Origin of the sequence: Mesoplasma entomophilum (assembly GCF_002804125.1) — a bacterium.
GTDB lineage: Bacteria > Bacillota_I > Bacilli_A > Mycoplasmatales > Mycoplasmataceae > Mesoplasma > Mesoplasma entomophilum.
Genome location: NZ_CP024966.1, coordinates 351098 through 375521, shown reverse-complemented (window position 1 = coordinate 375521; position 24424 = coordinate 351098). Strand labels below are relative to the sequence as shown.

The following is a 24424-nucleotide window of genomic DNA, read 5'->3' as shown; positions in this document are numbered from 1 at the left end:
TAAATAAAATATTTAATCTAATGGTATTTTAAAAATAAAATAAAATAAGGGCTCAGCTATATTGCTCACATGAAAGTGAATAAGCAATAGTAAATAATTTATGATTTGCAGAAGACTTCTACTTAACAAAGTTTTTGCTGCTATAGATAACGAATTTATTTATTTATTTATTTATTTAACTTCAACATGAAGTTCAAATCCAAATCCATTTTATATAGGTGATAAAGAAAACACAAAAAAACATTTGCTGAACTCTATATATTTAGTTTGAAAAAGAATAACTATTTTATTTACATATAAATAACAGAAAGGGGGAGTGTTATTTTGAATATACTAAGTTGAATAACAAGCATTTGAGTTGTTTTAATGTTTATTTGAATAATAGCGTTTTTTATTTGTATAATTGTATTATCTGTTTATAGAAATGAAAAAACAGTATTAAAAAAGTACAAAATAATTTTAAGTAAAAAAGCAAAGTTTAATGATTCAAGTGATTTACTAAAAAGACTTGTTAAAATTGAAAGAAATAAAAGAGAAAAATATTCTTGAGCTTATTTATTTTTAACTTTTTTTATAATGTTTTTTATTAATATATTATTTATTAGTTTAATTTATTTCATTTTGCCAAACTTTGGCATTAAAAATTCTTTAAACATAACATTAAATCAAGTTTTTGATACAGTAAGTTTTATTTTACTTTTAGTTTCTTCTTTATACGGACTATTTAGTTTAATATGAAGATGAGCCAATAAAAGCACAATTAAGTATGAGAAATCAATTTCAATTGAATCTGATAGTCAATTAGAAAAATATCAAATTATTTATCAAAAAAATTTAGTAGAACTTGATACTTTAAAAGATAAAAAAAATAATTTATTAGTTAATGATTTGATTGTTAGAATTGAAATTTGTAATGATGAAATTGAAAAAGCAGTTAAATTTTGAAATTTTTATAATGAAAATTCTAAACTTTTGAAAAATAATCCTGAAGAATTTTTTGAATTATGATTTAAATAAAAAAATCAACTTATAAAGTTGATTTTTTTATTCTTCTAGTAGTTCACTTAGATCTAATTGAAATTCATCTTTAACTTCTTTTTTGGGTTTTGGTTTACTTGGTGTTCCTAATACTGAAGAAATATCTCCTAGTAAATCACTTAAACCACCAGTTAATGATTGAATACGTTTTTCGCTTTCTTCTTTAACATTTTTGCTTACCACTACTTTAGCTGACACTTTACCTTTGTTTGCTTCTTGACGTGCTCTAATTTCTTCTTTAGACACATATCCTTCAGCATCATCATCAGCATTTAAAGCACCTGGGGGCATATCGTTTGGTTTAACCTTATTAATTTCACTTAAACTAGCAAATGCAACATCTTTAATATCAAAATCACCAGTTACACTAGTTAATTCAATATGACGATATTTGTTTACATTAACTTCTTGATACATATCTTGAGTATCAATTGTTTTAATAATGTTTTCTTCATTTGCATTAAAGTTAAATACAAATGTAATGTATTCAGTTCCACGTTTACGTTCTGGTAATACTCTTACTCCACGTTTTGGTCTAATATAGATTGGTAAATCTTCATTTCTGAATTTTTTAACTCCATCTTTTTCAGTTAGATACATAATAGTATCTTCACTTGTTAATCCTAAACCTGCAACTATGTAATCTTCTTTTAGATTAGCTGCTTTAACTCCTTTTGAATTAGTTCCTTGAACAGGAATATCTTCAATATGGTATCTTACCCCATAACCATTTCTTGTAATAATTCCACAAGTTCTAGTTTTTGAAGTAATTAGACTAGCACTAACAATTTCATCAGCTGCATCTAATTTCATAATTCTAAATGCACGTGTAAAGATTTTTGTTTCTAAATCTTTAACTGGTATACGTTTAATGTTTCCATTTTTACTTGTGATTAAGATTTGTTGTAAAGCTTCAGCAAAATCTTTAACTACAAATGCACTAACAATATGTTCACTTGGATCCATTGTAGCAATAGTGTTAACATGAACTCCCATGTCTCTTCATTTACTCATTGGTAATTTATATAAAGGAATTGAATAGTATGTTCCTTTATTTGTGATTAAGATTAAATGTTGTAAGTTACTTACTTCTCCAGCTGCAATTCACATATCGTTTGGTTTTCTACCAAATACAGCAGGATCATTTTTACTAATTAGTTTTGATTCAATAGCTTTTAAATATCCATCTTTTGAAATTCATAAGTTATATTCATGTTCAACTAATACTTCTTTTTGCTCAACATCTAAGTTTTCAATGCTATCTTCAACAGTTGATCTTCTTGGAGTTTGGAATTGTTTTTTAACTTCTCGTAAACGATTAATAATTTCATTATCCATTACTTCTTCACTATTTAAAATAGCTTTTAACTTAGCAATGTTTACATCTAATTCTTCTTTTTCATTTTGTAGTTTAACCACATCAGTTGAAGTTAAACGATATAGTCTCATATCAACAATAGCTGCTGCTTGAGGTTGAGAGAATATAAATTTTGAAACTAAGTTTTCAATAGCATCACTTCTATTTGTTGAACTTCTAATTACTGAGATAACTTGATCTAAAATACTCATTGCTTTAATTAAACCTAAAATAATTTCTAAACGTTTTTCAGCTTTATTTAAATCAAATTGAGTTCTAAATGTAAATACTTCTTTATAGTGAGCAATATATGCATGAATTAATTCAATAATTCCTAATTGTTTAGGTTGTAAATCAACAATAGCCACATTGTTATAGTTATATGAAATACTTAATGGAGTTGATTTAAATAAAAATTTTCTAACTGTATCTAAATTAGCTTTATCACTTAAATCAATTGCTATTCTTAATCCATTTCGATCAGTTTCATCTCTTACTTCTAAGATCCCTAAACCTGGATTAGCGTCAATAACATCACCAATTTTTTTAACTAAATCTTGTTTAACAACTTCATAAGGGATTTCATCAATAATGATGTTATTATCTTCTTCATGTCATTTTGAATTAACAATAACTTTACCTTTTCCTGTTGTAAATGCATCTTTAATACCATTACGACCTTGAACAGTTCCTCCAGTTGGGAAATCTGGTCCTTTAACGATTTCTAAAATAGTATCTATTCTAGTATTTGGAGTTCTAATTAATTTAATAGTTGCATCAATAATTTCACCAAGGTTATGTGGAGGCATGTTTGTAGCATAACCAGCAGCAATTCCTGTTGATCCATTAACTAGAATGTTAGGGAAATAACTTGGTAAAACAGTTGGTTCTTTTTCACTATCATCAAAGTTAGGTGCAAACTTAACTGTATTTTTATTTAAGTCATCTAACATTAAATCACTAATTTTTGCTAAACGAGTTTCAGTATAACGCATTGCAGCTGCACTATCACCATCAATAGATCCGTTATTACCTTGCATATCAATTAAAGGCATTCCTAGTTTTCATCATTGACTCATACGAACCATTGCATCATAAATTGATGTATCACCATGTGGGTGGTACTTACCAATAACTTCTCCAACTACTCTAGCTGATTTTTTATATGGTTTATCATAAGTTAGATTTAATTCATTCATTGCATATAAAATACGTCTTTGAACTGGTTTTAAACCATCTCTAGCATCTGGTAATGCACGTTCTTGAATAATGTATTTAGCATATCTACCAAAACGTTCACCCATTAAGTCTTCTAAAGCATAACTAATTATTCCTTTTTCAGATTCAATATTTGAATTATCTATTTTTTTTGCCATGTATATTTCTCCTTTCTTGATTTCTAACTATATTTTCAAAATTTCATAAACTTTTCAATGTATCTGCTTTCTCGTATTTCTGACATATTTTGTAAATCTTTTTCAATTTGCTTTCATTCTTTACCTTCAAAACTAAATAATCCAAATTCATTTCTATTAATAAAAGTTCAATTTTCAACTTCTTCTGTACTAAAAATTTCACCTTTAATAAGTTTATACAAATCTTTATCAGATTTTATTGAATTGGATTCCGAATCTATTAATGCAAGATTTCCTAATCTATTAATATCAATTTTTTCATTCTTATTTTCACTTATTTTAAATGGTATTAAATGATCTATGTGATAACTATCAATGTTATAAGTTGTACTTAGAATATTTTGATAAGTTATAGATATAAGTATTCGAATTGATTTATCAAACTTTGGCCTTTTGCTCTTGTTATTGTTGGATTTCACATTAAAATTGTTTATAACTTTCTCGACTGAATAAAGCATTTCCCCTTTTTCAATTGGTTTATTATATCTAAAAATGTTGGATGAAATTATGTCATCAACTGTTTTATTTGATGACTTACTAAATAAATCATTAAAAGTATCATATACATAGTGCTGAGCTAGGTAAAAATTATTTTGTATTTCTTTAGTTATTTCTTGATCAAATTTTTCATTGTAATTTTCAAATTTATTGTTATTTCTAAATATTGTTCTAAAAATTTCGACTACAAATGAAATTGATTGAAATTTACTTGGTTTTAATAAACTTCCCGCATCTTCTTTCTCGTTAGTTCCTCAAACAATATTTTTATTATTTAATGAGCCTAATAATATCTTGTTTGAATCATGACCAAAGTAGTCATTTACAGCTTTAACAGTAGTTTTAACATATTTTAATAAACTAACTATCTCATTAAGCTCAATATTATTATTTTTTATATTAAAAAATTCAATAAATTTCTTATTAAGTTTATCAAAGTTTTTATTTACTCCACCCATGCAATAATTTATAATTTCAAAACCTTCTTCAAAAATATCAATTTTTTTATTTTTAGTAGGCAAAAACAAATTATTACTTATGTCTTCAAGAACTTTTGAAAAACCAAATAATAATTCAAATAGATCAATGCTTGCATCTTTATCTAAGTCAGATGCTTTTTTGTTCATTTGAATACCCGTTTTATTTTTGTTTTCCTCGTAGTATTTATACTTTTCTTTTATTTTATCCACTATTTGTTTTGAAAATGAATCATTTTTATAATCATTTATTTTAATTTGAATGTCTTGTCAATCAGCTGCTGCTATTTCATATTTAGATAACTTCTGTCCTGAAGTATTAAGTTTTGTGAATATATCCGCAATAACTTCATGTTGATCAAATGTTGTCACTATTATGACAGGAATAGTTGTATCTTTCAAATTTTCACTTTTTCTTTTTATTTCATCTATTTTAAAAGATATAAGTGGTTCAATTTTATCAGCTAGTTGCAAAATATTAAATTGATCACTATTCTTTTGTTTTAAAATAATATCATTTAAAACATTTTTAATAATTTGATAAGTTGTTGCATTTCTTTCAATTTGAAACTTATAAATAATTTGATTTTTAAATTTTTTCATTATTTTTTCATTTTTTAATATATCAAGTAGTTGATCATCATTAATATTAAATTCTTCCCATTTTAAAGAATTAAATGGTTGCTCACAAAACTCTTTTATTGTCGATAACCTTTGATAACCGTCTATAAGTAACTGTCTTTCATCATATGCTTTTTGATGAATTAATATTGAACCAAAAGGGTAATTTTTAGAAAGTGATTCTTTAAATCTTTCCTTCATTTTATTAGTTCATACTTTATTTCTTTGAAAAATAGGCAATTCTAATTTTCCATTTTCAAGATTCTCTAAAAGATTTCGCACTGGTATTAATTTAGGACTTGATTCAACATTTTGTGTAGGTTTCATTTTTTATGCATCTCTTTCTAGTTATTTTCTTGTTTTTCATTTAAGATGATTGCATCATCATTATCTTCTAATGTAAATTTAACATTTTCTTGAATTCATACTTTACGTTTTTCAGCATCTTCACCCATTAAAGTTCTGAATGATTTTTCTGCCATTAATGCATCTTCAATAGTTACCACAATTAATTTACGTTGTGAAGGATTCATTGTTGTTTCTCATAATTGATCAGCATTCATTTCTCCAAGTCCTTTATAACGTTGGATTTCATATTTTTTAGTAGCTGTTTTAGCATAATCAGCTAATTCTTGTTCATCTCATAAATAAATAAATTTACGATCTGCAAAAGTTAATTTATATAATGGTGGTAATGCAATAAATACATGTTTATTAATAATTAAGTCTTTCATATATCTGTAAAAGAATGTTAATAATAAAGTTTGAATATGTGCACCATCAGTATCAGCATCGGTCATAATAATAACTTTTCCATAGTTAATGTCACTAACATCAAAGTCTTGACCAATTCCAGCACCAATTGCAGTAATGATTGTTTGAATTTCTTCATTTTTCATTAATTCTGTTAATTTAGCTTTTTCAGAGTTAATAACTTTTCCTCTTAAAGGTAGAATAGCTTGGAATGTACGATCTCTTCCAGATTTAGCACTTCCTCCAGCTGAATCCCCCTCAACAAGATATAATTCATTAATTTCTTTTTTTCTACCTTGAGCTGGTGTTAATTTACCTAACATTGCTCTTGTTGTTTTTTTACCTTTTGAATCACGAATTGCTTGTCTTGCTTTACGGGCTTCTTCTCTAGCTCTTCTTGCTAACATTGCTTTTTCAATAATTTTTGTAGCAGGTACTTTATTTTCAATTAATCAGAAGTTCATAAAGTCATAAGTAACTTGTTCAACAGCTGTTTTAGCATCTGGTGTACCTAACTTACCTTTAGTTTGTCCTTCATATTCAATTAAGTCTTCAGGAATTTTAACAGTAACAATAGCTACTAATCCTTCTCTTAAATCATTTGAATCTAATCTTGGATCTTTATCTTTTAAGATTTTATTATTTTTAGCATAATCATTAATTGCTCTAACTAATCCAGTTTTAAAACCTGTAATATGTGTTCCACCATCTCCAGTTTTAACATTATTAGCAAAACCTAAAATAGTTTCATTAAAATCTTCTGTATATTGAATACAAATTTCTGAAGCAATTCTTTTTGATTCTCCAGTAATAACAACAGGATCAGTAATATGAGTAAATTCACTTGATAATTCTTTAACAAACTCTACTAAACCATTTTCAAATTGATATTCAACAAACTTATCATTAACTTTATCAGATATAGTTATTTTTAAACCTGAGTTTAATAAAGCTGATTCTTTTAATCTTTCACTAATTGTTGTGAAGTTAAATTTTGTAGTATTAAAAATTGAATCATCTGGTAAGAAGTTAACAACAGTACCAGTTTTGTTAGTTGTTCCAACTTCTGTTAAAGGAATATTTAATTTTCCTCCATTAGTAAATTCAATTTCATTAACTTTTTTATCACGATAAATTGTTACATTAAATTTTTTAGATAAAGCATTAACAACAGATGACCCAACCCCATGAAGTCCTCCTGATGTTTTATAACCACTTCCACCAAATTTTCCTCCAGCATGAAGTACACTAAAAATAACTTCAGGTGTTGGTCTTCCTGTTGAGTGCATTCCAATTGGAACTCCACGTCCATTATCAGCAACAGTGACACTTCCATTTTTTTCTAAAGTTACATTAATTTCTGTACAATATCCAGCTAAAGCTTCATCGATTGAGTTATCTACAATTTCTCATACTAAGTGGTGTAGTCCTCTAACATCAGTTGAACCAATATACATCCCTGGACGTTTTCTAACAGCTTCTAAACCTTCAAGGACCTGAATGGCCGATTCATCATATTTTACTTCTTTTGCCATGTATTCTCCCTCTACACATAAAGTCTAATAATATATTAATTATAAATTAATAAGTGTTTTTTTGCTTTTAATAAAAGAAAAAAGCATTTTTACTATGCTTTTTTAATTATAAATTAAATAATAAATTACATTTTTCTAAAATTTCGGGTTCTGCCTCTATTTCATTTACAAATTCTTTAATGAATGTTTTAAATGATGATTGCGTTTTTGTGAAGTTGGTTACAGAAACACTTGAGCTTTTAATTTCTTTAATAATTTCAACAATTTTAAGAAAAACGACATTAAAAAAAGTTTCAAATCGAATATCTAAATCATTTTCAGTATTTCTGTTTTTCTTGAATATACTATCCATTACTTTATTTTTCTTGTAAAAAGAGAATAATTGATCAATTTTGTTTATATCAAGTGTTTCGTTTTCTATCTCGGGAAATTTTAAATGAATTCATAAGTAAAAAATAGTTGACTGAATAAACAATTTAGCATTATTAAGTACTTCAATATTAAACAAAGTATTCTGTTTAATTCTTTCAATAGTGGTCATTTCAATTTTTGACTTAAACTCTCTAATCATTTTAGACTTAATTGAATTCATCATTGCATCCATTTCTAAAATATCTTTAATTAAAAATAAATTGCTTTCTTTTTTATTGTCTAATAAATCAAAAATACTAAATATTTTTTCAAAACTATTTGTAGATGCTTGATCTTTATTTAAAAAATCTCCAAAACCACTTCTTGCTAAACCAGGTTGTAAACAAACAGATCATAATGCATTTTTCAAGAAACTTTCAACAGTCAATATTTTAACATCTTTATTTTTTTCAACTATCGATCCTTTTTTACTCTTAAATATAATTTTTAATTCATCATTACCTGATACTTTAGAATTAAAACCTTTGATGTACTCTCTTATTTTTTGCTCTTGAGAAAGAAGATCTTGTGTTTTCACTGGTTTTTGGTTATTTGAAGCTTGAGATAAAGAAGAAATATATTCTTGCTTTTCTTCATCATTTTTAAATGAACTAATGTCAATTATTTTTGCAAAAACTCCAACATCTTCAAGTTTATCATCATCAATTGTGCTTATAAGTGTTGTTGTTTGAGCACCATTTAAAATACACATTTTATCAATTTTAATATTTGTTCCATCTCTTTCAATGTTTTCTCCTATTATTGTTAAACCATTATTAAAAGTAAAAAAATCATTAGGCTTATTTTCCAAAGTTTTTTTTATTTTTTTATCAACTTTGTTATCTTTAAAATATTCTCTTACATTTCAAGAAAATAAACTATTAAGATCATAATTTTCTTCTAATTTCTTGTAAATTTTCTTCAAGCTTGAAGCTTTAATAACAGCTAATCTGGTTATTACGCCATCATTTGTATCTCCAAATTTTAAAACTGATCCTTCAGCTGTTGCAGTTGTTTTTAAATATTCTAAAGTTGTTCTACCATAAACCCCTTCTTCTGAAATATATTGCATTGTTTTGATATTTAATTGCGCGAAACCTAATATTCTTATTTGAACTTGAATTTTTTTATTAAACATATCGCTAAATAATGCTTCAAGTTCTTTTATTTGCATATTTATAAAGTTTGTAAAGATTTTATTAGGTAATTTGTTTAAATAATTAAAATTAAATATTAATTTGGGTATATAATTATTTTCAACATAATTTTCTATTTGGCTTAAAGCATGATTAAATCATTTAACTTCCTGCATATTTTTATTTTTAAATTGAATAAAATCACTTGATATATCCTTTTTTATAGCTTTAAAAAGATCATCTTCAGATAAAAAATCTAATTCGTTTAAAAGAAATATTTCTAAATCTTGATCAATGCTTTCGAAAATCATTTTTAAATTACCTGAGTTTAAAAATTCTTTTTCGTTTTCAATTCCTTCATATTCATTATAAATATATTCATCACGATAAACTCTGAAAAAAGTATCTAATTCACTTTTAAAATTATGTCTTACCATGCTCATTTTATTATCTATTGTACTATTAAATTTTAATTTCATATTACTTGTCCTCTTTCATTCAATTATATTGTTTTTCCTTGTAAAAGTTTTTTACGTTTTCATCATCAACTCATGCTCAATTAAAAATCTTTTCACAATCCATGCACTCATTAGTTATCACTAGTCTATCACAAGCTAGATAAATTATATTATCTTTTATTCTATCTCTAATTGTGCCTGCTTTACAGATTTTTATTGTCTTATGTATATGTAGACATGTTGTTATTTTATTCATATAATCGTACTCCTTTTTAGTATTTAAATTTGACCCTATAAACTGAACTAGTTGCTTTTACTAAATCATTTTCTGTTATTAACAAATTTGATTTTTCATTAACTTTTAATATCGGTGTAATTTCACCAATATGTGTTGTTTTCCCTTCCTTAATAAAGTTAGTCTTTATTAAAGCTTTTTTGATATCTATACATTCAGGTTCTTTATAATATGCTTGTCAAAAGTCTTTTGGCTCTATAAAACGTAAATTAATATATTCAATATCCGTTTCAAAACTATTTAATGCAATTTTAGAGAAAAAACCTAAGTAAGGAATAAAATCTAAATTTTCGTTGTACCTTTCTTTATATTCATTAACTATTTCATTAAATACTTCAAAATCAAAATAGCATTCTTTATTATCATTTCTTGTTAACATAAAGAAAAGATATACTTTATTATTATATTTATATCTGAATAATCAAGCATAGGTTTCATCTTTATCATTAACTAAACATTCAATAACAGGATCAATTAAATATTTATTTTGCATTTTAAATAAATCAATTCAATTCCCTCTATTTCTAATAATGTAATCATCTGCAACAAGTTGTTTAGTATTTTTTTCTTTTTTAATATAGCTACTTTTTAATAAATCACTTTCAGTTTTACTATCATTTTTAAAAGCACCTCTTAAAATCTGTATTGGAAATATCACATCATCATTTTCTTGTAAGAAATTGGAAATAATATTTTTATTTATTTTATCTTTGTTAAAGTTAATCATAAAAATTTGACTATATTGAAATAAGCCAAGAACAAAATTTGAAAATTCTTCGTCTGTTAATTCAAAAATAAAATTCTTTATGCATTCATAAATTTCAAAAATTTCTTGTGTTTTCAATTCTTCACATAGACTTCTTCAGGATGTATGTTGAGAACTTAATATTAAATTTATGTCATCAACTTGTCTTTTAACCGCATCTAAATTATTTTCAGATTTAAAATATTCAATATTTTCAAATGATGGTTCGAAAATGGTTGATATATTTTTTGAATACTTTAATTCTTGCATTTCTCTTTCTTTTATTTCACTTCTTAAAGATTTTAAGGAAAAGAAATATAAAAGAAGTCTCATCTTTCCATTAACTAAATACGTATCTGTATGTTCATTTATTGCAATTCCAATAGTACCTAATGAATATGGAGCTTTATTATTACCTGAGTTTAGAATGCTTTTTAAAACTAATTGTATTTTTCTAATTGTTTTTGTGAATGTTGAATCAATTAATATTGAACTTTTATTTTCTAATATTTTAAATAATTCAATACCTATGTTACTTACACTAAAAGTTTTAACTAAATTTTCATTTTCAAAAATAATATCATTGTTAAAAACTTTAGAATCAACGGTCATATAATCTCTTAAATAGATTGAATCATCAAAAGATTTTAAATTAAATATAATACCTAAATGTTTGTGCATTAGAAATGAAATTAAATAATGAAGTCTTCTAAACGCTGCAATATTATCTGTTAAAGATCTGTCAAAATTATAAATATCAACTTTATTGCTATGAGTATTTTGATTACCTAATCTTCATAAATATATAACTGTTAATTCCAATTCTTGAAAATCAGAATGATCTATTTTCTTTTCAATACTTTTTACAAAATCAATTAAAATATGTTCTTTTAATTTATTAAACTTTTTATTTAGTATAAAAGTCTTAAAAAATATTTCCATTGTATTTCTAATTCTATGTTTTACTTTATCATCAACCAAATTCTTTTCAATAGCAGTTATATTTTCTATAAGAAGTTCCTTTTCTTTGTGTTCTGGTAATTTTTTTAAAAAATCAAAATTCATTTTATTTCCATCCTAACAACTATGAATGTACCACTTATTAATTTAAATTCAATCAAAAAAACTATTGACATTGACAAACTGGAATTTTTATGCATCATAAAATAAAAAAGCCAAATGGCTTTTTAAGATAACAAAGTTAATATTTTAGTTGCTACTAAATCAACGGCAACTTCATTTCCTTCTTTATAAGGAATAATTAAATCAGCATATTCAATACTTGGCCCAATAAATGCGTCATGCATTGGCTTAACTTCATTTAAGTATTGATCAATAACACTTTCTAAAGTTCTGCCTCTTTCATTTACATCTCTTTGTAAACGTCTAATGAATCTTAAATCATTAGCAGTTTTAATAAATATTTTAATATCTCCAAGTTTTCTAATTTCTTTGATTGCTAATGCAAAAATACCATCAAGAATTACAACATCACTTGGTTTAACTGTAATTGTTTCTTTAGTTCTTGAAGAAGTTTTAAAATCATAAACTGGAACTTTAATTGGTTGATAATCTTTTAAAGCTTGTAAATCATTTAAAAGTAATTCACTATCAACACTATTTGGGTGATCAAAATTTATTTTTCTTCTTTCTTCCAAAGTTAATTCACCAAAATCTTTATAATAATTATCCATTGAAATATGAGTTACTGATTTGCCTTTTAAAATTTCATTAGCTATTCTGTCAGCAACTGTTGTTTTACCTGAGGCTGTTCCACCAGCGATTAAAATTAAAGTAACCTTTTTATTCATTAATATGCTTCCTTCCATTCTATATTCATTTCTGAATTATTTACAACAAAATTATTGACTGTATTAAAATTTAAATCAGTTATATTTTTTTCAACTTCAATCATAACTATATTTTTAGTAACTTTATATTCTTCTTGCCAAAAATCTGAATCTTTTCTTAACAAATATTCATAAAAATATAATTGTCCTATTGATTTTGTTAATTGTCCAATTATATTTTTGTCATGAACAGTCTTGAATTCATAAATATCAATTTTTTTCTTTGAAAAATCTTTTATAACTAAATCTGCAAATTTACCTTCTTTAACAATAAAATTTTTATTGTTTTCAAAAGATTTGCTAAATGTTCTTATTTGTTCTTCATGTATTAAATTATACTTCTGAATTTTGTCTATTGCGTCATCATAAGTTTTCGAAGAATTATTTATAAATGCTTTTATATTATAATTAGCTGCATATTTAATTTCTCTTAATATTTCAACTAATTCAGAAGTATCATTCTGCGCTAAATTTTCTTTCACAATTATTGTTTTATGACTTTTTATATTGCTTTTATCATTCATTGCTAAGCTTCTTAAATAATTATCTCTTTTTTTGCTTTCAAAATGAGGCAGTAATTGATACTGCATATTTTGCAGATCAGATATTCACATTTTATTATTAATGTAGTATTCTCCTAAATAAACAAAATGCGAAGGTTTATTTTTTATAAAAACATGCAATTTAAATTTTTTTTCTTTTTGAAATGCTAGTTCCATTACTTTATTTTTTGATGTGGGCTTATAAATTTCTTGATCGATTTTTCAATCATTTGCTCTACCGAAATATTTTATTTGTTTAATTCCTACTATATCTTCATACTTATTATTAATATTTGAAGTTTTATGATTGCTAATATAAATAATAGCCTCATTTAAATCTTTTGAAAATGAAGGGCTGCTAATCCCTGAACCACTTGTAAAATATGGTTTTATATCGTTTATTTCATTTAATTTGCTTTTATCTTTTTTGTTATTTTGATTAACATATTCTTTTAATAATTGGAACATAATATTTACCTCACATTATATTAATTATATAAAAAAATCACCGGTTAGGGTGATGTGTCTGGCTAAAATATAATTGATAATTAAGGAAAGGCGGTGCCAGACACTTTTTAATTATATACTTATTGGTCCTTATTTTAAATACTAAGATTATTTATTTTCATAAATTAAGCTACTTAAAATATAAGTTGGAGCAGTTTCTGCTCTTAATATATTAGTTCCTAGACTAACATTTTTAAAACCTATTTCATGCAGAATTTTAATTTCACTAACATCAATTCCACCTTCACACCCAATAATAAAACTAATTGAATTAAAGTCTTGTGTTAAATATGTTTTAAGTTCAATATTTTTTTCTTCTTCTCAAGCCACAAGATTTAAATCACATAAATTGTTTTTTAAGTCTTTTAGATTAGTTATTAAATTATTAACAACAGGAATTGTTGTTCTTTTTGCTTGTTTAGCAGCTGTATCACAAATTGCTTGTCATCTTTGAAGTTTTTGATCAATCTTTTTTTCATCTATTTTTACTACATTTCGTTTAAAAATAACAGGAATGATCTCATCAACTCCAAGTTCAGTTGATTTTTGCAATAAATAATCTCATTTTTGTTCTCTTAAAACTCCAGCTATTAAAACTTTTTTAACATTGCTTATTGTTGTTTCTACTTTATTAATAATTTCAACAATCACATTATTTTCAATAGTTAAATCAATAATCTTTGTTTGATAAACTTCTTTTTCATAAACACATTCAATAATTTCATTATTTTTAAGTTTTACAACATTTTTTATATGATGCACATCGTTATTATTAATAATAAAATTATTTTCTTTTTTAATTTCAACAAAATATCTAAACATTGAATTCACCTTTTATAAATAATTTAAATATCTCATATTTTTCTTTATCAGGTTTAAAATCTTTTAATAATGTATTCTTAGGATCTTTTTTATAATAATCATTTAAAAAATTATATCTCTTAGGGTCTTTTAATCTAGTTAAAGCTATTTCTCTTTCCTTTAAATACTCGTTTAATTCTTTATCTCATAAATTTTGATACTTTTTCTTTTGGTCTTGTGTTGTTTTAAAATTAATACTATTTAAAACATTCAAATTATTAGTATATTGTTTCTTACGATTATCAGTTAAAATAAAAAGTTTTTTCTTAAGTTTTCTAATTGATATCAATTTATTCTTTGATATTAATTTTTGAATTACTAAATCTAAAAACTTTTGATCTATCTCATATGTTTTTAATCTTTTTTCTTTAATTATTTCAAAGTTTTCTAATTTTATTAGTTTTTTTATAGCTTTAATTTTATATTTTTCTTTTATTGGTAATAACTCAACTTCTTTAATAATAGAACTTACTCATTGTTTAGTAAACATCATAAATTTATATGCTTGTCTTGCTTCACCTTCTTGAGAAACAAAATAAAGATTTGTTTTGTCAAAACCAGCTTTCACAACTTTTTGCAAAATATCTTTTATTACATATTTTTGAATTTTTAAATCTCTATACTTAATTTCTTGTTCTGACATTTCAATTTTTTCATTCATTCTATTGCTCATAATAGTTTTTCCCTTCTTTTATTTATTTAAAATAGCTACTATATCTGATAAGTTATTTTTAGTTAAAATATTGTTTTTAAATTCTTTAATTTTAGCTTTTTCATCAATTTCTTTTAAGAAAGCTTCAAATAATAAATATACTTCAAATAATGAAATTTGTTCATTAATATTATTAATACGATTATTTAATCTTTTTACTATTTTTTGTGAATTGATATCTTTTTCATTTTTTAATAGTTCAATTGTTTTAGTATTTAAATTTATATCATTAATTGCCTTATTTAAACTTGTATTACCTGTTATTACATATTTAATATCTTTTCTAAGTGCATCAGTTTTCATATCACCTTCAGTTTGCGTTATATTTGCTATCTTTTTATAAAATGCTCCTAAAAATGGAGAAACTATTACTAAAGCAGCAGAAATTAAACTTAATAAATCTAGGGCAATACTATTATCTGTATCATTTACAAATAAAAATATTATTGTTGCAATAGTTACAAATACTAATATAAAAAATGATGTATAAAATATTAAAAAGTTATGAATATAATTTCTTTTTTCAATATATGACTTAAAGATTAAATTTTCTTTAATTGTATTATTAAATTTTTTTATAATAACTTTTCTTCTTATTACAAATACTAAATTGTGTAATACAAATAATATATATCCAACTCCAGCTGTTAAAAAGATTAGTCATGATCATTTAAATGATAATATAACCATTGATAATATAATTAAAGCTTCCAATGCTAATAAAAAACCAATTGACAATTTTAATTTTCTTATTTTACTCTTCATTATTCTTTTCCTTTTAATATATTATATGCTTTATTTATTAGTTTCATCATTTCTTCAGCTTCTGGGTCCTTATTATTATCTGGATGATACTTCTTAGCTAATGTTTTATAAGCTTGTTTTATTTGCATATCTGAAGCATTTAGACTAATTCCCAGTATTTCATAAGATCAGAAGTCGCCACTTGAATTAGAGCCTAATATATTTTTATGTGAAAAGTCTTCAAACCTATTTTTGTTTTTAGAAAAATTGATTTCAATTGATTCAAAATCAATTTCATATGTTGCTAATATAAATTGTTTTAATTTTTTAATAGTTAAAATGTAATTTTCATTTAATTTGTAAATGATTTCATTCATTAACTGTTCAAGCTTTTTTAAATCAATTTCTTTGAAGTTTTCATCAATTAATTCTATTTTGTTTTCAATAATATCTTGATTCATTAAAACTTTTAGTTTAAATTCATTATATAAATTTGATGAAAAATCAGTATCTGTGAATTGATTAATATTGTTTTTGATATTTTGTATTTCAAATGATAACTTATTCATTAAATTAATAGTTTTATTTGAAAAGCGTTCATAAAGAAAAAGCAACTCTACTTTAAGTTGCTCTTGTATTTTTAAGTTATTAATAAAATTTGAATTTTTCATCATTAAAACCTCTTACAATCTCATTGTATTCTTTTTTTAATAGTTTGTTATTAATAATTCTCCTACTTTTCCTCTACCGCCAGTTCTTGAATTTATAGTTTTCTTAGCATAAAATATTTCTATTTTAAAATTTGCATATATTTTTCTAACAAAATCCGTATTATGATTTGATATCATCACATATGCCCCTTTTTACTCAATTTTTCTATAAATTTTGCTAACTTAATTTGTTCATCTTTTCCAAACTCATTTTTATTATATTGAGCAAATGTATCATTTTTTTATTTTGTCATATGACGGATCAATATAAACAAAATCTTCTTTCCTTATATATTTAGAGCGTCTTTTCATAAGAAATATTCTTTATTTTTATATTAAAATAGTTTATAAATCATTAAAAAGGAATCTGTACATATTTATTAATGCTTCGTTAAAAATTGAAAAAACTAAAATTAAAAAAGACTCATCGACAGTATATACATATTCAATATTATCTGCAATTAAAAGTAATACTAAATCAGAATTTGCATTTCTTTGAAATATTAAACTTATGTCTAATATTTTATTTTCATTTTTTTTAGTTTTATCGATTACTTTATTGATATTTTCAATATCATCAAAAGACAATATTTTTTTAAGAAGCATTGATTCAGCTATGTCTTTTACGTTGCTTAAATAGGAATCCTTGTGTCAATTTACATTCCTAAATTTATGTGCGAAAAAAAATATGTTTTGATTTTCTTCAAATATTTTTGGATCTTCATTTTCATATAATTCCTTAAAAGATCTCAATAGAAAAGTTAAAGTATTTAATTCTGTAGGCTGTAATTTTGTTAACAAAACATTTTCAAAATCAAAGTATTTTCACGATTGTTTTTCAATTTGAAATTTATTTATTGAATATATTAACTCTAGACATTTGTATTTGAAAATATTATTTCTTTTTAAATTTTCAATGCTCATTTTTCCCTTTCTAAAAACTTTAAAATTTATGTTTTATTTGAATCATAGTGTAACTTATCAGTTATTTTTATTTTACTCATTAAAAACTTTGCTGAGTCCAATATTTCTTTTGGATGCCTTGAAATTTTGTGCGAAAGTATATTACAAACATTCAATAGAACACTTATTTTTTTTCTATCGTTATTTGAAATATTTTCTCCACATAAAACTTTACTAATAGTATTTATGTTACCCTGCGTTGCTTTTATTTCTTTAGAACACTTAAAATTCAAAAACTCTTCAAGGATTTTTCTCATAGCATTTGGATAGTGATACATTTCGCAATCAGACATTTCTTCTAATTTACCATTTTTTGAAAAATTATAAATTTCCTTAAATTGTTGTTTATACGGAGACTCAATTGTTCTAATTTCTTCAATATAACTTGTCACTTGATTCTTCTTAATTTCAAATAATGAAATTTTTTTATTATTATTACTACTATATGATAAATTACAAAAATCGTCTCAAACATGAGTTAAAATAAATAATTGAAACTTTTTATTTATTTTTTTAGTTATTAAATCTTTCAATAAGCTTAATATATACATTTTGTTTGAATCATCAATACTTGATATTGGATCATCAATAACTATAATATCAATCTCACTTTTTAAATTGTTTTGTTCTTTATCAATAAACAATTCATAGTAAAAATAAAGTAATCCTAGCAAATTCTTTTCTCCTTCACTAATATCGCTTAATGTTAAAATAGAATCTGACATTGAATGTTTCAATAAATAATCGCCTTCAATAAGCACTAATTGTAAATTTATTTCTAAGTTTTCTAAAATTTGACTTAAGTGTTCAGCAAAATCTGTTTTATTTGTTTTACTATTTCTAAGGATATTAATCTTTTCAAAATAAGTTTTATTTTCTTTTTCTATATTAACTATTTTGCTTTGTATTTCATTTAATAACCGCATTTTTTTATTAATTAATGAATTATTTCTTATTTCCAAACCTACGGATCCTTTTATTAATAGGCTTGTTTTTTTTATCATTTTATTCATTAAATTTATTTCATTTTCTTTTGAATTTTGAATATTTTTAAAACTAGCTATCGAAGAATCAATAACCTTAAGTAATTTTTCTGATTCAAAAGTAACTTTCATCGCTATGTTATTAATCTTTTCATTAATTGTTTTTATAAAAAATGATATAATTTCATGATTTAAAGAAATTGTATCAAAATCATTTGATAAATTTGCTTTTAATGAGAATTGAATTGTTTTTTGATTTTTCTTAACAATTTCTAGTTGATTATTAAACTCATTTAACTCTTTATTTAATACAAATAAAAAAGCTTTAGATTTTTGTTTATCATCTAAGTTATACTTTTCTATCCTAAATTTTATATCTTCTAAATTTATGATACTTCCGCAAAACTCACATTTTTTATGTTCTTTGTGTAGTTCAAGTCCATCATTTAATCACTGTATAATTTTATATGAAGGAATATGATTCTGAACAAAATTTTTTTGAAAAATATTTGAAGCCTTTTCAATTTTTTTGCTTGATATATAGTTAAGTTCTGGAATAATTAACATTTCTTTTTGTTGTAATTCTTTTTCTAAAGAATCACTACCTTCGATTTTCAAAAGTCTTTCTTTCGAATGTTCTATTTTTAAAGCATCTTCTATAAAATTTTCATAAATATTTATTAAATCATAAATATTTTCATATTTAATTTTATTAATCTTTGTATTACCTTTTTTTGTTTTGAAAATTTCATTTATTTCCTCTTCAATTTCTGCTTCTAAATTTTTTTTATTTTTTAAAAAAGGTTCAATATTAACAATTAAATTTTCTGTTTCTTCTATATTTTTTTCTATATCAATGAGTGTTTTTCCAAAATTGGCAGTAACACCTTTTATTTTTGATTCATCACTTTGACTTAGTAGAAGATTTTCAGTTACATATTTTTGATTAAAAAATCTGTAATTTTTAATATCATTAACATTGCCTTTTAAAACTTCTTCAATTATTCCTGTTGCCAAAGAAGTCTTACCCTTACCATTGTATCCAAATATAATATTAACTTCATTGAATTCTGTAATTGGTCCACTGTATTCTTTAAAAGATTTTTTATTTAAATTTTTAACTTTTGTGACAATCATTATCTAACCTCACTTATTATTAAAATTTTACCATTTTTAACTATTAAATTCTTAAATTATAGAAAAACAGTTTTCTGATTATTTCTTAACTTCTTCTTCCTTATACCCTTCAACAATATCGCCTTCTTTGATATCATTAAAGTTTTTGATTGTTAATCCACCTTCTGAGTTGATTTTAGCTTCTTTAATATCATCTTTTAAATTTTTTAAAGTTGCTAATTCTCCAGTATAAATAACAATACCATTTCTAATAATACGAACTTTAGATTTACGTTCAATACTTCCATCAACAATATGTAATCCACCAATTGTTCCGATGTCAGAGTACTTGAATGTTGCTCTAATTTCAGCTGATCCTGTAACTACTTCTTTGTATTCTGGATCTAACATCCCTTTAGCTGCATCTTCTAATACTTCAATAACTTTGTAAATAATGTTATGTAAACGAATTTCAATACCTTATTCTTCAGCTTTTTTACCTACAACTGCATCAGGTCTTACATTAAATCCATAGATTAATACAACCCATCAGTTAAAGTTGAAGCTAAAGTAACATCACTTAATGTAATAGTTCCAATCCTAATAAAAAATCAATTGTTAATATTAATTTTCTTATTTCACTATTCACTATTTTTTTACCTTTTAATATATTATATGTTTTTATTTATTTGTTTCATCATTTCATGAGCTTCTGGGTCTTTATTATTATCTGCATATACTTTCTTCGCTATTGTTTTATAAGCTTGTTTTATTTGCATATCTGAAGCATTTAGACTAATTCCCAGTATTTCATGTCAGCATTTGAATTAGAACCTAATATATTCATATGTGAAAAGTATTCAAACTTATTTTTGTTTTTAGAAAAATTGATTTCGATTGTTTCAAAATCAATTTCATATGTTGCTAATATAAATTGTTTTAGTTTCTTGATAGTTAAAATTTAATTTTCATTTAATTTATAAATGATTTCATTAATTAACTGTCCAAGTTTTTTTAAATCAATTTATTTAAAATTTTCATCAATTGATTCTATTTTGTTTTCAATGATATCTTGATTCATTAGAACTTTTAATTTAAATTCATTGTAAATATTTGATGAAAAATCAATATCTGTGAATTGATTAATGTTGTTTTCAATATTTTGTATTTTAAATGATAACTTATTAATTAAATTAATAGTCTTATTTGAAAAGCGTTCATAAAGAAAAAGCAACTCTACTTTAAGTTGCTCTTGTATTTTTAAGTTATTAATAAAAATTAAATTATTATGAAAAAATCTTAGTTTCTTTTTATTAATACATTATCATTTATTAATATTATTAAGTTATAAAATAAAAAATTATCCTGTGATATAGAAACTTTAGGACCTTTAAATTATGTAGTTTTTAGTTTTTAAGACATAAGAATTCATAATAAATGATATTTTTAAAAATGTAATTTATAAATTATTTATTTTTTATTATAAAATTACCTTATAAAAAAATAATAAAGGGAGCAGAAAATGTTAAGACTAAGTAATAATTATAAAGACGTTAAAAATTTCTTAGAATATAGAATTTCTTCAAAAGATTATAGAGGAATGCATTTATTTCAACATAATAGAATAACAACAGATAAAATAAAGGCTATATATGACTCATATAAAAAGATAAATAAAGAATTTATTGAAATTCCCAGAGGCGATGAATACAATAAGAAAAATAAACCTAATGGTTTTAAGTTGCATGAATTTCCTGAATATGAGCTTTTTGTTAAATTAATAAATGAAGCTATTTCTCAAGGCAGCGCTATGGCTATTAAAAAAAATTTACTTGTAGATCTTGCACGATTAGAGGTAATTGATAGATTTGATCAAAATAAAAATAAATTAAACCCATATAAAAAATGCGTTGCACATTATTTTAAAATTAATAGCGATTTTTTTCTTAAATATGATAATTCAGACATAAGTCTAGAAATACTTTTAAAGAAAAAAATAGAACTTTCTTTATCTAATTTATTAAAATGCATATTTGATCTTATATCTAATCCTAATTTGAATTATATGACTTTTGATGAATTCTTTTTGTTTGTAACTTGATTTGATTTTGATTACAAAGGTAAAAAAATTGATAATAATTATTTAGTAAATTTGATTATAGAGTATAGAAAAATAGCAAAAAGTGAAAAAAATATATTATTTGAAGATCTTAAAAAAATAGGGACACCAGATAAAAATGTGAAAAAAATATACAAAAAAGATTATAATAATTGAAAAAATGAAGCACAGGAAATTTTTTCAATATTAAAAGGCTTTGCTCTTTTTCAATTTAATAATAAATTAAATAGTATTGAATTTAATTTTAAAAAAATTGATAGAAATCAAATAAAATTTGCGAGATCTATGTCAACTAAGGAAAATTATTTCAACGAGCATAATATTAAAAAGCAAATTGGTTTTGAATTAGACCATGTTATACCTTTTTCATTAATAAGTAACTATAATGAGTATATAGAAATAGATAATTGAAGAAATTTGGTCTATATAGATGCAAATACACATAGAATAAAAACAAGTTTACAAAATAAATACATGTTTTTATCGAAAAAAAATGAAAAACTTAATATGTATGCAGCAGATGGTGATAATTTAGAATTAATTAATGGTAATAATTTACTTATTAATGATGAACTTATTGAAGGTACAATTCAATACAATAAATATCTTTCAAAAAAATACAATATATAATTTAAAATTAAATATAAATAACAAAGAAATTAAAAAATAACTCCTTATCAAGTCATAATGGAGTTATTTTTAATACAATATAAAATATTAGATTTATAATATAAAAATAATATATATTTTAAGCATACTTTTATTTTCAATTTATAATGATATTTTATTTTATTTAGTTAAAATGTTAGTTATTAGAATTGACTGAAGTTTCAAAATTATTATTAAATATCATTATAAAAATTGTTTTAATATAATTATTCAATTAATTTTATACAAATAAAATATGATTATTTAAGTCTTTCCTTAATTATAGAAACGTAATTATTTTCTTTTTCAATAGCAATATATTGTCTATTATATTTTTTAGCAATGAAAGATGTTGTTCCAGTTCCTGCAAATAAATCTAAAATTAAATCATTTTCATCAGAACTAGCCAGAATAATTCTTTCTATTAGTTTTTCAGGTTTTGGAGTTGGATGTAACATTTTTACAACTTTACCATTTACTTTTTTATTGTGTCTTTCTGAAGAAAATTCCCAAACATCTGTACACATTTTTCCATTTGGATTTGGAAATCATCTTTTACCATTTTTTAAAATACCCTTTTTATTTGCATGCTCAATTCTTTCTAATGATTCATAAGGTATCCTTATTTCATCATAATTAAATTTAAATTTTTCAGATTTACTAAAAAATAGAATAACCTCTTGGTTAGATACAAATTTTTTTTTGGAAACTGAAAAACCATCTTTTTTATTTCAAACAATCCAATTTTGAAATTTTAAGCCTTTAGTTAATAAGTAGTTTGCTATTTTTATCGAATTATATTGATTATTAAATATATATATTTGACCATTTTCACTTAATTTTTCTATAGCTAAATCAATTCAAGCAAATGTGAAATCAAAAAATTCTTTTTCACTTTTAAAAATATCTCACTTTTCATTTATTTGATTATAAGGTGGATCTGAAATAATTAAATCAAACTTAAAATCAATTTTTTTTAAATGTTTAAAAACATCACCTTTTACTATTTGATTTTTTTTATATTCCATTCGATTTCTCCCATCTCTAATTTTTCTTCTATAACCTCTTTATAATTTTCATATAATTCATAACCTATAAATTTTCTTCCTACTGATAAAGCAACTTTGCCAGTTGTTCCTGATCCTGTAAATGGATCCAAAATAACATCGCCAATATTAGAAAACATTTTTATTAATCTGTAAGGTATTTCTTCTGGCATTATTGCGCTATGTTTACCAAATGCTTTATCTTTTTTATTAGGAATAGGTATATTCCAAATTTGCTTAGTATATTCAATTCACTCTTCCTTTGTAATTTTACTCTCATTCTTATTTTTTTTGATTTGCTCATTTTTTCCATCTTTAACATATATAGCTATAAATTCAGTTGTATTTTGAGCATATAAATTTCCAGGATTTGGGTAACTACCAAACATCAATTTTTTTGTAGAATTTGTTCTATTTCATATATATAAATCCATTAAATAAATATCTTTTAAATTTTTTAAAATTGAGTTTTGTATATCGCTATTTAAATCAAATATATGTCTATTATAATGTGTATTATATTCTTTTTTTAACATAGGCATCAAAGGAACATTTATACAAAGTTTTCCATTAGGTTTCAATACTCTGCTGCATTCTTTTCAAATTTTTAACATTGAATTTATGTAATTATCATAAATAGCAGTATTAGAAACATCATTTCTTTTTCTTTTAGAATGATTTTCTTCTTGTCGACCATCCTTTGAATAATCTTTTACATTGAAATAAGGAGGAGATGTAATAATTAAATCTATCGAACAATCTTCTACTTCTTTCATATTTGAACTACTTTTATAATAAATTATTTTTTCCATTTAATCTCAACCTTTACTAAAAATTATTATAACATAAAATAAGCTTTTTTATTAACTGATAAAAGCAAAAAAT

At 23.3% G+C, this 24424-nt stretch carries 21 protein-coding genes and 1 pseudogene; 2 read left to right on the top strand and 20 right to left on the bottom strand.

What is annotated here, in order from left to right; all coding sequences use genetic code 4:
* Positions 1–324: 324 nt before the first annotated feature.
* Positions 325–1017 carry a hypothetical protein gene (locus MENTO_RS01680; protein ID WP_099651152.1) on the top strand — a complete coding sequence of 231 codons (693 nt, stop codon included), beginning with the start codon at positions 325–327 and terminating at the stop codon, positions 1015–1017.
* A 27-nt stretch (positions 1018–1044) separates the two neighbouring features.
* Here the strand turns inward: MENTO_RS01680 and parC are convergent, their stop codons facing one another.
* From parC to MENTO_RS03815, 18 genes and pseudogenes are all read right to left on the bottom strand, one after another.
* Entirely contained in the window at positions 1045–3771 is a 2727-nt protein-coding gene (gene parC / locus MENTO_RS01675; protein WP_099651151.1) for a DNA topoisomerase IV subunit A, read from the bottom strand.
* A gap of 23 nt (positions 3772–3794) precedes the next feature.
* Positions 3795–5732, bottom strand: a complete 1938-nt coding sequence (locus tag MENTO_RS01670) for a GmrSD restriction endonuclease domain-containing protein (protein ID WP_099651150.1) — start codon at positions 5730–5732, stop codon at positions 3795–3797.
* A 17-nt stretch (positions 5733–5749) separates the two neighbouring features.
* Positions 5750–7693, bottom strand: a complete 1944-nt coding sequence (gene parE, locus MENTO_RS01665) for a DNA topoisomerase IV subunit B (RefSeq protein ID WP_099651149.1) — start codon at positions 7691–7693, stop codon at positions 5750–5752.
* 106 nt (positions 7694–7799) lie between these two features.
* Positions 7800–9719: an AIPR family protein gene (locus MENTO_RS01660; protein ID WP_099651148.1), complete on the bottom strand. Its 1920-nt coding sequence runs from the start codon at positions 9717–9719 to the stop codon at positions 7800–7802.
* A gap of 1 nt (position 9720) precedes the next feature.
* Positions 9721–9954: a hypothetical protein gene (locus MENTO_RS01655; RefSeq protein ID WP_099651147.1), complete on the bottom strand. Its 234-nt coding sequence runs from the start codon at positions 9952–9954 to the stop codon at positions 9721–9723.
* Between the two features lie 16 nt (positions 9955–9970).
* Positions 9971–11803 carry a hypothetical protein gene (locus MENTO_RS01650; RefSeq protein ID WP_099651146.1) on the bottom strand — a complete coding sequence of 611 codons (1833 nt, stop codon included), beginning with the start codon at positions 11801–11803 and terminating at the stop codon, positions 9971–9973.
* Positions 11804–11925: 122 nt separating this feature from the next.
* The gene (gene udk / locus MENTO_RS01645; RefSeq protein ID WP_099651145.1) at positions 11926–12549 is read right to left on the bottom strand and encodes a uridine kinase; all 624 of its coding nucleotides are present in this window, start codon (positions 12547–12549) and stop codon (positions 11926–11928) included.
* Positions 12549–13598, bottom strand: coding sequence for a hypothetical protein (locus MENTO_RS01640; protein WP_099651144.1), 1050 nt, complete (start codon positions 13596–13598; stop codon positions 12549–12551). Before MENTO_RS01640 ends, udk begins: the two co-directional genes overlap by 1 nt.
* A gap of 147 nt (positions 13599–13745) precedes the next feature.
* On the bottom strand, positions 13746–14459 hold the full coding sequence (locus MENTO_RS01635) for an RsmE family RNA methyltransferase (RefSeq protein ID WP_099651143.1): 714 nt from the start codon (positions 14457–14459) through the stop codon (positions 13746–13748).
* Complete coding sequence (locus tag MENTO_RS01630; protein ID WP_099651142.1) at positions 14452–15171, bottom strand: hypothetical protein; 720 nt, start codon at positions 15169–15171, stop codon at positions 14452–14454. Before MENTO_RS01630 ends, MENTO_RS01635 begins: the two co-directional genes overlap by 8 nt.
* Positions 15172–15189: 18 nt before the next feature.
* Complete coding sequence (locus MENTO_RS01625) at positions 15190–15975, bottom strand: MFS transporter (protein ID WP_099651141.1); 786 nt, start codon at positions 15973–15975, stop codon at positions 15190–15192.
* The gene (locus tag MENTO_RS03880; protein ID WP_208611562.1) at positions 15975–16625 is read right to left on the bottom strand and encodes a J domain-containing protein; all 651 of its coding nucleotides are present in this window, start codon (positions 16623–16625) and stop codon (positions 15975–15977) included. Before MENTO_RS03880 ends, MENTO_RS01625 begins: the two co-directional genes overlap by 1 nt.
* A gap of 36 nt (positions 16626–16661) precedes the next feature.
* Positions 16662–16802 carry a hypothetical protein gene (locus MENTO_RS03785; RefSeq protein ID WP_157769389.1) on the bottom strand — a complete coding sequence of 47 codons (141 nt, stop codon included), beginning with the start codon at positions 16800–16802 and terminating at the stop codon, positions 16662–16664.
* Positions 16803–17009: 207 nt separating this feature from the next.
* Positions 17010–17588 (bottom strand): hypothetical protein, encoded by a 579-nt coding sequence (locus MENTO_RS01615; RefSeq protein ID WP_099651139.1) that lies wholly within the window; start codon positions 17586–17588, stop codon positions 17010–17012.
* Positions 17589–17614: 26 nt separating this feature from the next.
* The gene (locus tag MENTO_RS01610; RefSeq protein WP_099651138.1) at positions 17615–19747 is read right to left on the bottom strand and encodes an AAA family ATPase; all 2133 of its coding nucleotides are present in this window, start codon (positions 19745–19747) and stop codon (positions 17615–17617) included.
* Positions 19748–19825: 78 nt separating this feature from the next.
* Positions 19826–20358, bottom strand: a pseudogene (locus tag MENTO_RS03990) (translation initiation factor IF-2); the annotation flags it as partial.
* A 39-nt stretch (positions 20359–20397) separates the two neighbouring features.
* The gene (locus MENTO_RS03820) at positions 20398–20532 is read right to left on the bottom strand and encodes a DnaJ domain-containing protein (RefSeq protein WP_407657519.1); all 135 of its coding nucleotides are present in this window, start codon (positions 20530–20532) and stop codon (positions 20398–20400) included.
* A 218-nt stretch (positions 20533–20750) separates the two neighbouring features.
* Positions 20751–20960 (bottom strand): hypothetical protein, encoded by a 210-nt coding sequence (locus tag MENTO_RS03815; RefSeq protein ID WP_167372677.1) that lies wholly within the window; start codon positions 20958–20960, stop codon positions 20751–20753.
* A gap of 288 nt (positions 20961–21248) precedes the next feature.
* Between MENTO_RS03815 and MENTO_RS01595 the strand changes: the two genes are divergently transcribed.
* Complete coding sequence (locus tag MENTO_RS01595; protein WP_099651137.1) at positions 21249–22475, top strand: hypothetical protein; 1227 nt, start codon at positions 21249–21251, stop codon at positions 22473–22475.
* A gap of 278 nt (positions 22476–22753) precedes the next feature.
* Here MENTO_RS01595 and MENTO_RS01590 read toward each other — a convergent pair whose 3' ends face one another.
* Both MENTO_RS01590 and MENTO_RS01585 read right to left on the bottom strand, forming a co-directional pair.
* A complete protein-coding gene (locus MENTO_RS01590; RefSeq protein ID WP_099651136.1) occupies positions 22754–23521 on the bottom strand; it encodes a DNA-methyltransferase in 768 nt (255 codons plus the stop codon).
* Positions 23497–24315: a DNA-methyltransferase gene (locus MENTO_RS01585; protein WP_099651525.1), complete on the bottom strand. Its 819-nt coding sequence runs from the start codon at positions 24313–24315 to the stop codon at positions 23497–23499. Before MENTO_RS01585 ends, MENTO_RS01590 begins: the two co-directional genes overlap by 25 nt.
* Positions 24316–24424 lie beyond the last annotated feature (109 nt).